This is a genomic window from Vibrio sp. MMH1-50 (assembly GCF_022347645.1).
Lineage (GTDB): Bacteria > Pseudomonadota > Gammaproteobacteria > Enterobacterales > Vibrionaceae > Vibrio > Vibrio harveyi.
Map to the genome: position 1 here is coordinate 30,696 of NZ_JAKRGG010000031.1, position 13,787 is coordinate 44,482.

A 13,787-nucleotide genomic window follows, 5' to 3' on the forward strand; every position below is an offset into this window, starting at 1 on the left:
ATTTCTATTCGATGACCTTTTTGATCACCATTTGCTGTCGTTCATTAACCAGCGGTAAGCGCTGCTCTAAACGCCACTTCCACATTTGTGGGATTGAAATACCTACTGTATCGAGTTGCCTTGTCTGCGGACCCAAGTACCAATAAGCATCAACCAATTCATCTAAGCAGGTAAAAGCATATGGATTCACGGGAGGCTTTTTAGGGATCAGTTCAAGAAACGAGCGCTGTTTTAGTAAAGGCTGATCCGTCGGGTAAATGCCATGTTCAGGGGCATTCAGTTCGCTAGATAAGATGTGTGGCCAAACTGATACATACTGCTCACCAAACTTGTGTTTCGCTAGCTCACCGAAGGTGCTGTGTTTTGCCATAAAGCCCAGCGTTGGCGAGCACTTTAGAATGTGTCTCGCGCCAACTAACACCACCACACCAAGCCCACATTTCGACGTTTGTTTTTCTACTCCTTCTGCCAAAGCTTGATCACGTTGTGCACTGAGCTTTGCTAACTCTTTCGAATGTTGGATGTCTTCCCAGCTGAACGATGGTTCGGTCAACACTATCTTGATCGGCACCTTACGCGTGCTATTTACAGCACGAACTCGCTCAAAGAAAGCACCGTAACAAGGATGCAACCAAGCGGGAAATGCGACTGAGTCCAACCACACCGCCGCTAATTCAGCTTGAGTAACCGTCTCTCCCGATAAGTAGTTATTGAGTAATGCTTGATGTTTGGCATTCCCAAATTCAATGAACAAATGAGAAAACGAGCCATCCAATTCAGGTGCAAGTAAGGCTTCCGTTATCTTCTCGAACAGTTCGCTAAACCAATGAGCTTCACCGATGGCAACTACACTGCCAGCGTTAAGTTTGCTTTTGAGAAAAGCCAGAGGGGAAACCGCCCCCTCCAACAAATCCTTAGTTTTTGCTTTGGTTGAGGTATCAAACATCAAATCTCTCTCTCAGTTCTTCAACCATATGTGAACCAATCAAACGCAGCATATCTGGGCGCATCATTTCACGATGAATACACGCGACATCGATCACTTTGAGCTCGCCATCCATGTATTTGAACCATCCATTGCGATCAAGAAATGCCTCTTCTGGTGGCTTCTCTGCATTGAAAAACAACACATCCCCTTGATACTGATAATTGACGCTATCGCGTACGCGATGGTTGTTGTTAATGACCACTTCCACCATTGCCGTAATGGTTTCAGCGCTCAGGTGCGCCATTGATGATCCTGCATCTTGTAAGATGTCGATCACTTCAGGTCGCGTTAGGCTAGAATGCAACGATTCATCAAACTCAACCCCAGCCATACGAATTAAGGCGCCAAGCGCTTTCTCTTCGCCAGGCGGGTGCATACTTTGCCATTGCTCCGTTGGGTAAGAGTCCAACAAGGTGACTAAGCCAACTTCTTGATCTTGCTGCTGTAAGATGCCCGCCATTAAATGCGCAATCATGCCGCCAATAGACCAACCTAGTAGGTGATATGGACCAAAGGGTTGTTCTTCTCGAATCGCCGCCACGTAATCCTCAGCCATTTCGGTCATTGATTTAGGCAGCGGAGAAGAAGGGTCACCGAGGTTTTTCGCTTGTACGCCGTAAAGAGGCACATTGGATGGAATAATCGGAGTCAAAGCCGCATAGCACCAACTCAAGCCACCAGCAGGATGGACGCAGAAAATAGCTGGCTTGCCCTCTCGCTTTCGCAGAGGCAGTAAGATATTGAGCGCTTCATCACTTTCACTGCCATTTAGCTTGGCGGCAATACCGGAAACCGTCGGAGACTCAAACACCGCCGCAAGCGATAGCTCAATTCCCATGATCTCTTTCACATGAGCAATCAACTGAGCAGCAAGCAACGAGTGTCCGCCTAATTCAAAGAAGTTGTCATCCACACCAACCGCCGGTAAATCAAGTAAGCGGCAAAATAGTTTGCATAAACGCTCTTCAACAAGGTTACTTGGTCCTTTTGTGCTCACTTGAGCAGACAAATCTGGCTTGGGTAGCGCATCACGATCCAATTTACCATTCGGTGTTAAAGGGAAGCTTTCAAGCTCAACAAAATAGCTTGGTACCATGTAATCCGGTAATGGCTCAGCAAGGTACTTTTGCAGTGCATTAGTATCAATTCCCTGCTCAAGATCCTCTGCCGACACATAAGCAACAAGGCGTTTATCATTCTCAGTATATTCCTGAGCTAACACGGCAACTTGCGCAACACTTGGGTGGTTTGCTAAGGCATTTTCAATCTCTTCTAACTCGATTCGGAAACCACGAATCTTGACCTGAAAATCGCTTCGCCCACAGTATTCAATCGCACCATCTTCGCGCCAGCGCGCCAAATCACCAGACAAGTACATTCGGCTACCTTGTGGACCAAAGGGATTGTCAATAAAGCGCTCTTGAGTCAGTTCTGGCTGACCATAGTAGCCCATCGCCAACTGTCGACCTGCAATGTATAAGTTACCCACCACACCAGGAGGTACAGGATTAAGTTCGTCATCAAGAATATAGATTTGCGTGTTCCATACAGGACGACCTATAGGAATCGAATTCCCTTGCGTATTCGCCTCACTCGGCCAGTAAGTTACGTCCACCGCAGCTTCTGTCGGACCGTACAAATTATGCAATGGTGCATCAAACTCTTGGTAATAATGATTGACCAGCTCCATTGGCAACGCCTCCCCGCTACAAAAGACTTGGCGTAGACTTTGGCACAATCTGGCATCTGCTTGTTGTACGAAAATTTGCAGCATTGAAGGCACAAAATGCAAGGTGGTGATCTGCTCTTTATGAATCAAATCTTGTAGGTATATTGGGTCTTTGTGTCCGTCTGGTTTCGCAATAACAAGGCACGATCCGACCATCATTGGCCAGAAGAACTCCCATACTGAAACATCGAACCCTGCTGGCGTTTTTTGTAATACCCGGTCTTTCGCATCAATTGGATATTGGTCGTGCATCCACAAGAGTCGATTGACAATCGCATCATGCGTAACGACGACGCCTTTTGGTTTCCCGGTCGAGCCCGAGGTATAAATCATATAAGCTGGTGAATGAGGTTCTGGCTTAACTTGAGGAGGCAACGGTTCTACCACTTTGTATATCGTAGGCAGCGTCTCATCATCCACTAGCTTTACATCAACCTCTTGCGGCAGTTTGTCTTGAAGCGTCTTGGTTGAGAAAACAAATTTCGGTGAAGAAGATTCGAGCATGTAGTGGATACGCCCCTCGGGGTAGTCAGGATCCACTGGCACATAAACCGCGCCAGCCGCTAAAATGGCTTGCTGTACTACAATCAGCTCTTCGCTTCTTGGGACACACACAGCAATGCGGTCACCAAGCTCAACGCCTTGCGCTGTTAACCAGTTGGTGAGTGAATACACTTTGCGAGCCAGTTGCTCGTAACTCAACGTCTGACCTTCAAAGATCAAAGCCGGAGCGTGTGGTGTCAAAATGCGTTGGCGAGCCATGATGGCGGACAGCGTCGTTTCCGGCACTTCGCGAGCGGTATCGTTCCATGTCTCGACAACCTTCTCTCGCTCACCAGCCAGTAAAATACTGACATCACTCACTTGGCAATGAGAAGAATCTTGAGCTTCTGCGCTTGTAAAAAAGTCACTCATAAAATGGAACAAGCGTTGTTGATGCTCATGAATCTCTTTCTCTGAATACAGCTCTGGATTCGCATCCATATCGATGTGTAATTGCCCAGCTAATTCATAGCAATAGAAAGAAATGTCATCGACCGGTCCGGCTGATAAGTTGTGTGCTTTTGAAGTGAGGTCACCGAATTTATGCTCGTACTCAAACGGCATAATATTCACCAATGGACCAAATAGATTACGATGATCTTTTACCAAATTTAGCTCGCGATGAAGCTCTTCATAGCGATAGCTTTGATGACGGCGAACCGATGCAAATTCTTGGTTAACTTGCTTCACCAACGTTTTGATATCCAGTCCTGATTCAAAACTGACTCGTACGGGAAGAATATTGACGCGCATCGCCGGAGTTTGAATGGCTACCGAGCCCAAACGCCCCATCAGAGGCACACCAATCACCACTTCATTGGAGCGTGTCATACGGTGTACATAAGCCGCGATAGATGCGATAAGTACGCTATACCAGTGTGTTCTGCACTGTTTAGCTAACGACTCCATTCTCTGAAAGTCAGAGGCTGCCATTGCACCTTTTAGACGAAGGAAATGGTCTGAAGTCACTGTCGGCTTACCCGCAAGGTTTACAGTGTCAGAATGGTCGGCATAACGCTGTAAATAAAATGCGCGATCTTTTTGGTATTTCTCAGAAGCTTTATAGTCGTCATCTTCTTTCAAAAGAGCCTGTTGGTCTGCAAATTCAAGCTTCTCAAAGTGCTCTCCTTTAACCAACTGACCATAAACATGCGCCACCCGCCCCGCGACCAGCGACATGCTGTAACCGTCTATCGCAATGTGATGCAGTGAAAGGAACCAAACGTATTGATCATCGGAGAGCTTAAGCAATGCCATGATGAATAAAGGACCTTGTTCCAAATCGACAGGTTGCTTTAACTGATCTTTCATCCAAGTCACAGCGGCATCAAGCGGTTTAACGTGTTGCGAAAAGTCGATACGTTCGACTTGCCAGGTTTGTCTATCTATCACCATTCGCGGTCCTTCGGTGGTGGTAACAAACTTAGCGTGCAACGAGTCGACTTCATCAATTGCCGTTTTGACTGCTTCAACAAAACAAGGCTCATCCACCTCGCCTTCAATAACCAGGTATTCGCCAGTCTTATAAATTGGGTTTTTAGGGTCACGTAACTGAGCAAACCAAATCCCAGCTTGGGCATCCGTAAGCGGCAACAACTGCTCTGCCGTATAAGGTAAATCGTACATGTTCATTCCTTTGTCATTTTTCCGCTTTGGCTGTTAGGTCAGCTTCTTCTCGATCAGTCTCCACCAATCCTGCAAACTCGGTTTCGCTGCTAATTCCATAAAACTCACATCAAGGCCCGCCTGTTGCCAATCTCCGACCAGCGACATCATGCGTACCGAATCCAAACCAAAATCAAGCAAACTATCCTCTGGCGTCATCTCATCGGCTGGTACCTCTAACAGCGCCGCTAACTGTTGAGTAAGTTGCGGTTGCGACTGAGGAATCACAAAATCCCCAGCTGCGAGTTCGTTCGCACTTGCCACTTGTTCGAGCAATTGCTGCTTGTCCAAGACATAACCGCATCGACCCGCCACATAGTTGAGCGCCATGTCATGATCGCTCGCTGAGAAGTCAGCAACGGCATCGGAAACCATGAAAGCTTTAATGTCTGTCATGAACGCTTCTGCCGCGGTTTGTAAACAACCGATGTGAGCATAAATACCCACGATAATTAGCTGATCACGCCCCGTTTCATCCATCATGGATTTAAGTGGCGTACGTTGAAACGCACTGTAACGCCATTTGGTGTAAACGGTGTCCTGCTCCGTTGGCGCAAGTGCTGGGGAGATTCGAGTAATGTTGTCATCCGCTTTTAAACCGGGGCCCCAAAAATCGGTCAATAAAGCGCGATCTTCTTGGCGTTGGTCACCGGGCTGCGCGGTATAAACCACTGGAATGCCGGCATCAATACATGCTTGTTTGATCTCTTGAATGTTGCGAGTCAACGTTTGAATCAGCTCGCTGTCTGCATCGTAGAAATTGAGAAAGTACTGCTGCATATCGTGGATTAACAACACGGCACGATGTGGTTCTACTGACCAGTTAACGCGATTTTCTGGCTTCACTTTCGTTAGTGAGTAACCAGAGATAGATGGAATGGCCATTGGGCTTATCTCCAAAGTAATCAAAATGCCAAGCACACCAAATCAACCTTGGTGTTTCGACCTTGGTTAAACGAGTTCGAGTAATTTATTTTTATTCACTTTACCTACTGGCGTTTTGGGTAATACATCAACAAAAACGACCATATCTGGGATCTTAAAATCAGCCAGCCCACGCCCTCGTAAGAAACGCTTTATCTCGATCGGTTTCGGGGCTTGCTGCGGGCAAACTAAGGCAGCACAACTGCGCTCCCCAAGGTAATCATCTGGGATGGCAATAACAGCAGCATCATGGACACAATCGTGCGCCAGCAAATGGTTCTCGACCTCTTCTGCTGCGATTTTTTCACCCCCTCGGTTAATCTGATCTTTGTCGCGACCAACAACTTTCAAATTGCCCTCTTCAGTCAGCAGTACCACATCGCCAGTACGGTAGTAGCCTTGCTCGGTGAATGAACGCTGATTGTGCTCTGGAGCCCGGTAGTAACCTTGAATGGTATAAGGTCCACGCACGAACAAAATACCTTCCGTACCTTGCGGGACAGGGTTACCCATTTCATTGAGTATCAACAGCTCATCAGCAGGTGACATTGGGCGACCTTGCGTCGTGACAATCACGGACTCAGGATCATCTAGACGGGTGTAGTTAACTAGCCCTTCAGCCATGCCAAATACTTGCTGTAAGGTACAACCAAGTTCAGGTTTGATACGCTTTGCCGCTTCCTCACTAAAACGAGCCCCCCCAACTTGCAGCACTTCTAATGAAGTAAGGTCATGTCGAGTTCTTGCGGCTTCATCGAGCCACAATAGTGCCAACGGTGGCACTAAAGCGGCTACGGTAATTCGGTACTTTTCAATCAAAGAAAAGGCAGTTTGAGGGCTTGCGTCTGGAGCAAGTACAACGGTGCCACCCGCCATAAAACAGCCCAACGCACCGGGAGAACTCAATGGGAAATTGTGGGCGGCCGGTAAAACACAAAGGTAACGCGTATTTGGCGAGAATTGGCAAACCTCATTGCTCGCTCGCACACTGTATAGATAGTCGTAATGTGTGCGAGGAATAAGCTTAGGTGTGCCAGTCGTACCACCCGATAATTGGAAAAAGGCAAAATCTTCACCGCGATGAACTTGAGGTTCAACATTGTCTAGCAAGAGCGCTCTAAGGGCTACGCAACCAATCGGCATGGCACTCATGTCACCCGCCCAAACGATGTTCTTTAAGCCTGGTAATTCAGACGCTACTTGCAGCGCAATATCTGCCGTATCGACGCCGAGTTGAGGAGCAGTGATTAACGCTTTTGCCTGTGTAAAATGACAAAAGTATCGAATCTCCGAATAACGATGAGCGGGTAACGCAAGCACAGGTTGAACGCCAATTTTAAGCAGTGCAAAAAAGCTAATGTAATACTCGCCTATGTTAGGCAAATGCAAAACGACCTTGTCGCCAGATTTAAGATTCAGAGTCGATTGGAAACCAGCAGCTAACTTATCAACATGCTCAAGTAACGATTGATACGTCCACTGTCGCTCCCCGTCAACTAGAGCAACATGGTTAGGAGAAATAGAGACGCTTGCCTCAAGCATCTCTGGAATGGTTTGCTCTGTCCAAAAACCCGCTTGGCGGTATTGCTTTGCTAAACCTTCTGACCAAGGTGTAAAGCCAGAGGCATTCATGCTTAAGCAAGTCATTGAACCACCTCCATATTCTCACGGATTTCAATACCCAGCGCGTTCAATACAGTGCGCATTTTATTTCCTGTTTCTTCAAGCTCACTTTGCGGCTCAGATCCGGAGACGATCCCAGCTCCGGCATAAACTCGAATACGCTTCTTCTCAACTTCAGCGCAGCGGATAACAACAACCCATTCGCCATTACCACGAGCGTCTACCCAACCAACAAGACCCGTGAAATAGCCCCTATCAAAGGGCTCCACTTGACTGATGAAATCGTAAGCTTGAGCCGTAGGATAGCCACACACGGCAGGTGTTGGGTGAAGCGCACTCGCCAATTTCAGAACGCTGGTATTGGCATCGGACACCGTCCCTTCAATACGAGTCGAAAGGTGCAACATGGCTTTGGTTTCAATAACCGACGGCACCATAGGCACATAAAGGTTATGACACCAAGGTTGAAGCGCTTTTTCTACCGCATCGACCACTACCGCATGCTCATGAAGATCTTTGCTACTCTCCATCATGAGCTCGCCTTGCTGCTGATTCATTGATGCATTTTCACAACGTCGACGAGAACCTGCCAGAGGGTTTGAGCACACATGAGGACCTTTACGGGATACCAGTAATTCAGGGCTGGACCCCATCAAATAAGCGTCAGAATGACTACCGCCGATACGAGTAGAAAAGGTATAACCACCAGGATTTTGCTTGAGTAAGGTTTTGAGGAAGCGAGCTCGATCGATTTCATCTTGTGTATCCACTTGCATCGTGCGTGACAACACCACTTTATCAAGAGCGATGTTTTCTTGGCTGCAACGATGAGTGGCAAGCTCAACACTATGCATGTATTCAGTAGGCGTCGGGATAGGTTGAATAGAAGAAGGATGACAGTCGTTGCAACCATCGATATCTAATACTTTATCCGGTCTGATCGGTGACGTAGTGATCAAACGCTCAGGGACGATAAAGTGCACGGGATTATGTTCAGAAAACGGTATTACACCAACGGCAATAGGGTTGTCATTCCCCTCTTCCTTCGCCGATTCTAGTAATTTGCTAATGTGAGTATCTAACTCTGAGAATTTAACTTGTTGGGAAAATTCTGCAGCAATGCCTTGCGTAAGCAACGTCACCGTCGGTGAGCTAAAGAAGAACGAAGCCTCATCCGTATGGGCGTTGAGAAACTCTGTGAGCATAGTACTGCTTCCCATGGAGTTACGAAGCATAATCATCTCTCAAACTGTATTAAACATAGCGTCCTAAATGAGATTCCTTCTCATTTAAAGAATGAGACTACACACCTAGTTACAATTATTCAATCATTTTTGATAATAATTATCATTCGCATAACTTATAGTTTTATAAATTAATATTCTTAAATAAATAGAACCTCAAACAAACAATTCACCATATTTATATCTAAGTGACTTCAAATCTAAGTAACTTCAAGGTGGAGGATTCAGAGCGACTTGCCTTGGTTCGTATGCATCGTTAATAATTTTTGATTTGGATCCATAGCCAAAAAGAAAGGGCTGACGCCCTCAGCCGTCAGCCCTTTCTTAATCTTTATTTCAATTAACAGCGCATCAGTTGTTATCAACAAAGCCGTATTTCTTATCACTTAATGAGCGAATCTCATTGAAGCGGTCTTGCGTCTTCCCACCGATAATATCGACGCGTCTTTGCATCTCATTTACCCACTTCCGATCTTCCATCACATCACGAGGGAATACCGTTGTTCGTTGGTTATCACCCAGATAAAGAAAAGCATCAAACAAACCACCGACTTGGGCGTCCATGTCGTCCATCGCAGCAAGCTTATAACGGGCTTTTGGTAATAAATCGATAAACCTCAGATCAGCAATCGGACTTTTTGCGACCTCAAGAAGCGCCGGAGCTTTTACGTCATGAAACGTCTTCACCACTTCTGGTTCCGTCATTGGCCAAATCAAGTAGGTACTATTGGGAAACGCTTGCTCTAATCGTGTCGCCAATGGCCAAGCACTGGCTTGTGTTTTTGCAACGTAATCCCGCGGCGCATTCACCAAATGGAAAGCCCCAAAAATCAACAGTGCTTTCTGATTGTTTTGTATACGCTCAGCAGCAACTTGATAAAAATGATCCGTCTTGTTTTTAGCAGCTTGCTGCCATACCTTTTCATCACTCACAGCGCTCCAATCAAACGGTGCTTCGGCTAAATGCACATGGATTTTTTTCCCTTTAGGTAGCGTTTGATTTCGCACTTTTATCGCTTTGAAGAAATCGGCATAAGCATCTGGCATCCAAGCCATAAAGTAGATCGAACCTCGCAAAATTGAGCGAAGCTGTTCATCACTCACGTCCCCACCAGCTAAATAGTTATCCAGTACAGGTTGGTACTTTGCATTGCCAAACTCCACCACAATATGCGTGACTTGATCTGAAAATGCAGGAGTCGAAACCAGCTCTGTTGCATAGCGCAAGAAAGCATCATTCCAATGATAATCGCCAATACCCACAAAGTTGTGTTGCTTAAACGCATTAAGAATCGCAGCGTCTGCTGATTTAGCTTGCTCGACCACTTGTTCGACTTTTTGCTCGGACAGATCTACCTCTGCGTAGTGTGGTAAATACTCACATCCAGCCAACCCGACAAGCCCTAACGTGAGCAACCAAGGTTTGATTTTCCAACCTAGTTTGTTCGTCAATTTCATTACCTCCTTGTTAACATTATGACAACGATAACAAAAATCATTATCATCTATCTAGTTTGGATGTGATATTTGCAGCACGAAGGGAGAGGGTTATGAGTGAAAACAACACAGAATTCAAAAGTAAACTGTGCCTAGTGACTGGTGCAGGGCAAGGTATTGGACTTGCCTGTGCCAAAAGCTTATTGGAACAAGGGGCTACTGTGATTGCCTGCGATATGACGCAAGCTCTGCTAGAGGAATTCAAACAATCTTTGCCAAAAAAACAGCAAGCTCGAACGTTGCTACTTCCCTTTGACTTAGCCAACACCACAGCCGTTCAGTATGCGTGTCATTATCTTGCTCAAGACAAGCTCATTCCTGACTACGTGATTACATGCGCCGGTGCGCTACATCTTGGTTCTGTTCTGGAACTCCCTCCTGAAGCGCTCATTAAAACGTTAGACGTGAACCTAAAGGGAACCATGCTACTGACACAACAACTGGCGAAATTGCTGGTTCAAAATAACAAAAAAGGCGCGATTGTTGCGGTAGGTTCGAACGCAGCAGACACCCCAAGAGTCAACATGTCGGCGTATTGTTCGTCTAAAGCGGGACTTCATATGTGGATGCAATGTTTGGGGTTAGAACTCGCGGCATACGGCATTCGCTGTAACATTGTTAGCCCAGGCTCAACCAGAACACCGATGCAAGAACAAATGTGGAATGAGTCCTATGGAGAACGAGAAACGATTCAGGGTAACTTAGCGTCACACCGGATTGGTATTCCTTTGAACAAGATTGCAGAAACCAAAGACATAACCAATGCGATTGAATTTTTACTGAGTGAGAAAGCGGGTCACATTACCATGCACGATTTAAGAGTGGACGGCGGAGCAACTTTCTAGTTGCTCCAGATTTAAGAGAATGAGCTAGCCTAAGAACTTAGGATGCAGTCCCTTTTCTAGCTTACGTCTCACTTTATATGACACATCGTCTAGTGTGATTTTCCCAGCGTTATTGCGGTCGATCCCTGCATTCTGGCGATAAGCAATTGATCCTTGTTTAAATAATACATGAGCAGCGGGTTTACCAATAGCCGCAGGATACAGGATCGCCATATACACATCCTCAAGAGAAGACAGGCGGTTTCGGTAAGGCATAAAATACGCTTTCACATAATCGAGTTGCTCTAACGCACTCATTTGAGCAAGCTTCTTTGTGCTCGTACCAAGTGCTTCCGCGGTTGATGGCATAAATTGAATCAAACCTGTCGCCCCACTACCCGAGCCGTTTTTAATGCTGGGGCTGAATGTCTCTGCTGTTTCAAAAGCCATGCAAGCCATCAGATGATTTGGATCAATGTTGAGATCTCGGGAAATATCATTCACTTTACTTTTAAACTCAGGAGATACGCGACTCCCCCAAGCAAGAGCATCTACAGAAGGCGTCGAAAAGGGCACAGAAACATGACCTTTCTTGTAGAAAAATGAAGATGGAGAGAGGATTTTTAGAATTTTCTGATTCTTTTGAGTGTACGTATCAGAAAGGGGAAAAACCTTATCTTTCTTGTGTTTAAGCTGCTTAATTTTTGTCAACTTATACAATAACTTAGAAACCGTTTTCACGATAAAACCACATTTGGAAAACATGCTCCAAACTGTAATCCATTTCTCACTTATTTAACATCGTTATCAGTAATAACAAGCAAAAGTGTGAGATAGATCTTTTTGGCTTTCTGAGAGCGAACGAAGAAAGGACATAAATGCTGATTTCATCTTCATTCGTGTTCAATTTATAAACCCTTAAATATTACCCCTCTATGGTGACCTAAGTAACGCTTATGTCTATGATGCACCTGAAAGGACATGTCTTCTTGTAATCCAAGAACCTCGGGTTTCTCTAGATAACTTGAAATCAAAACCTTCCCACTATCATTGAATGATATGAATCCAAGATCGAATGCCTTATCGATATTTGGAATTAACAACAGCCCGTTAAATCTATCTAATCGCTCTTCGTTATCCGATTCACGCCAAGGCTTAATATGAGATGCCAATAGCAACTGCGTGTTCTTAAAACCCGTAACGGCACAACCACCCCACATATCAATTAATTTTGACCTGAAGTGCCCCTGCCCCATTCTTGTATTAACTAAAATAGTCTTTTCCGTCGAGCTGAGCTGCTTATCGTTCATTACTTGTCGAATATCTGCATTAACATCTATCTGAGATAAGTCGACAAAAAAGTTTTCGTAGTGAGAAAGCGCAGCACTGTACATCCCTTTCCCCTTGATATCTCGAATTTTAAACTCAGGTAAACTTTGGGCTTTGAGCTTATAGTTCTTAAATTCACCGTATGATTTCACATCTGTAATTGGTTCTTGAATCTGTCCAGCATCCATAAGCCAGTTCGATATTGAACCACGAACTGCGCCCAAATAGTTTTTCGCTGTTTTCTCTGACTTACCTAGGTCAATCAACCAGCGATAAAACAAAGACGCTAAATCTGAAAGGTTTGAAACAAGAGCATCTTTCAATTCATTTGAAACGATATAGCTACTCATATAATCATAAAGCTCATCATCAAGATAAGCATAAGCAATCGCTTTTGACGAGTATCGTTTGGTAGATTCCGCTTGAAAACCATCATTGTAAGACAAGTGCCAAAATCCCTCACTTCTCAGAAAAAAGTAAGGATTTTCCGGTGTATCCCTATCATTCCCAGTAGCAAAGTTTGCTAAGTGATAAGTGAAACGCTCTTTGAGGACCTGATTAAACTCTATTTTGTTGGAAGAGATATGTCCCGCCTGAATGAGCTCCATAACCGTGAGCAACATGCACACTTTATGAGGGCTCTTTTTCCCATTAGAGCTATTCATATTCAGGCTACGGAATTTATCTACATAATATTGAAGTGACACGGCTTGTTCTTCTTTCACTTTAAAATCACAACGGTTTGCCAGTAAACATCATCCCTCTTGAGCTGATCTTTACTGTCAGAAACTTGTCTAACGATAAGCGCATTGTTCTTTGCCAACTGCTCTAACTCTTGAACAGAAACAGGATAAGCTTTGCGCCCATCAGTGAACTCTCCATGGCGAAGGCTTATGACCAATCGACCATTGGGCGCAAGCAGATTAGAGAGCTTACGGAAAGCACGTTCACGATGAGAAGTAGCAAGATGCATCCAAACCGCGCTCACTAACACAAGATCAAAGCGAAGCCCCAAATTGGTGGTTTTCTCAAGTGCTGGCAAAGAATCTTCCAACCAAACGACAGAATCATCAGTTTCAGCTTTTCCTAGTTTTAACAGCGACGTTGCAGGTTCCAGCGCAATAACCTCGCAGCCTTTTTTGGCCATCCATTTAGCATCTCTTCCGGAGCCTGCGCCAACATCCAACACACGATCACCAACAAGAGGCCAAAAAGCCTGCCAACTTGTATGCACTTGCTCAAAAGTTGTTGAATCATATTGCTCTGCTAATGAGCCAGCATTCTGATTATAAAAATGAAAAGTCGAAGACATGGTTGGGCTGCTGTTATTAAACTCATTAAATCATAAGGTTAAACGAAGACAGACGCCATCATGAGTGTTTAAAAATTTAGGTTCAACCGACGAAAAAGCCCCGCGATTT

At 45.2% G+C, this 13,787-nt stretch carries 9 protein-coding genes and 1 pseudogene; 1 reads left to right on the forward strand and 9 read right to left on the reverse strand.

The genetic code is table 11. From position 1 onward, the window contains the following. Positions 1-4: 4 nt before the first annotated feature. From MHO32_RS19175 to MHO32_RS19200, 6 genes are all read right to left on the reverse strand, one after another. Positions 5-946 (reverse strand): hypothetical protein, encoded by a 942-nt coding sequence (locus MHO32_RS19175; protein ID WP_061065704.1) that lies wholly within the window; start codon positions 944-946, stop codon positions 5-7. After that, positions 939-4,886, reverse strand: a complete 3,948-nt coding sequence (locus tag MHO32_RS19180) for an enterobactin synthase subunit F (protein WP_239213461.1) — start codon at positions 4,884-4,886, stop codon at positions 939-941. Before MHO32_RS19180 ends, MHO32_RS19175 begins: the two co-directional genes overlap by 8 nt. A gap of 33 nt (positions 4,887-4,919) precedes the next feature. Further along, positions 4,920-5,810, reverse strand: coding sequence for an isochorismatase family protein (locus tag MHO32_RS19185; protein WP_029788635.1), 891 nt, complete (start codon positions 5,808-5,810; stop codon positions 4,920-4,922). A gap of 66 nt (positions 5,811-5,876) precedes the next feature. Next, the gene (locus tag MHO32_RS19190) at positions 5,877-7,496 is read right to left on the reverse strand and encodes a (2,3-dihydroxybenzoyl)adenylate synthase (protein WP_239213463.1); all 1,620 of its coding nucleotides are present in this window, start codon (positions 7,494-7,496) and stop codon (positions 5,877-5,879) included. After that, positions 7,493-8,713, reverse strand: coding sequence for an isochorismate synthase (locus MHO32_RS19195; RefSeq protein ID WP_239213465.1), 1,221 nt, complete (start codon positions 8,711-8,713; stop codon positions 7,493-7,495). Before MHO32_RS19195 ends, MHO32_RS19190 begins: the two co-directional genes overlap by 4 nt. A gap of 354 nt (positions 8,714-9,067) precedes the next feature. After that, positions 9,068-10,174 carry a hypothetical protein gene (locus MHO32_RS19200; RefSeq protein ID WP_239213467.1) on the reverse strand — a complete coding sequence of 369 codons (1,107 nt, stop codon included), beginning with the start codon at positions 10,172-10,174 and terminating at the stop codon, positions 9,068-9,070. 92 nt (positions 10,175-10,266) lie between these two features. Between MHO32_RS19200 and MHO32_RS19205 the strand changes: the two genes are divergently transcribed. After that, positions 10,267-11,058 carry a 2,3-dihydro-2,3-dihydroxybenzoate dehydrogenase gene (locus MHO32_RS19205; protein WP_050932155.1) on the forward strand — a complete coding sequence of 264 codons (792 nt, stop codon included), beginning with the start codon at positions 10,267-10,269 and terminating at the stop codon, positions 11,056-11,058. Positions 11,059-11,082: 24 nt separating this feature from the next. Here MHO32_RS19205 and MHO32_RS19210 read toward each other — a convergent pair whose 3' ends face one another. From MHO32_RS19210 to MHO32_RS19220, 3 genes and pseudogenes are all read right to left on the reverse strand, one after another. Next, the gene (locus tag MHO32_RS19210; protein ID WP_239213469.1) at positions 11,083-11,802 is read right to left on the reverse strand and encodes a transglycosylase SLT domain-containing protein; all 720 of its coding nucleotides are present in this window, start codon (positions 11,800-11,802) and stop codon (positions 11,083-11,085) included. 143 nt (positions 11,803-11,945) lie between these two features. Continuing rightward, positions 11,946-13,073 carry an HNH endonuclease gene (locus MHO32_RS19215; protein WP_009696053.1) on the reverse strand — a complete coding sequence of 376 codons (1,128 nt, stop codon included), beginning with the start codon at positions 13,071-13,073 and terminating at the stop codon, positions 11,946-11,948. 23 nt (positions 13,074-13,096) lie between these two features. Then, positions 13,097-13,678 (reverse strand): annotated as a pseudogene (locus MHO32_RS19220) (class I SAM-dependent methyltransferase); the annotation flags it as partial. Positions 13,679-13,787 lie beyond the last annotated feature (109 nt).